Annotated in this window: 1 protein-coding gene; it reads left to right on the top strand. The window is 67.8% G+C overall.

From position 1 onward, the window contains the following. Positions 1 to 394 (top strand): contractile injection system protein, VgrG/Pvc8 family (locus HU735_RS26835; protein ID WP_273018824.1); only part of this gene is annotated, 394 nt, incomplete at both ends.

Below are 394 nucleotides of genomic sequence, written 5' to 3' on the forward strand. Positions count from 1 at the left end.
TTCGCCCACCTGCTCGACAAGCCCGCGCTGTTCACCATCCTGCGCGGCCAGCGCCCGATGCGCTACGTACACGGCCTGATCAGCGCCTTCAGCCAGGGCGACACCGGCAACTGCCGCACCCGCTACCAGGCCGTGATCGAGCCCAAGCTGGCCCGCGCCGGGCTGCGCTCGAACTGGCGTATCTTCCAGCAACAAAGCGTGCCGCAGATCCTCGAAACCCTGTTCAAGGCCCAGCGCATCACCGACTTCGAACTGGGCCACAGCTTCCCCCACGCGCCCCGCGAGTTCTGCGTCCAGGCCGGCGAAACCGACCTCGCCTTCATCACCCGCCTGGCCGCCGAGGAAGGCTTCATCTACCGCTTCGTCCACAGCGCCAAGGGCCACCGCCTGCTCG

It is taken from the genome of Pseudomonas sp. BW16M2 (assembly GCF_014268865.1).
Classification (GTDB): domain Bacteria; phylum Pseudomonadota; class Gammaproteobacteria; order Pseudomonadales; family Pseudomonadaceae; genus Aquipseudomonas; species Aquipseudomonas peradeniyensis.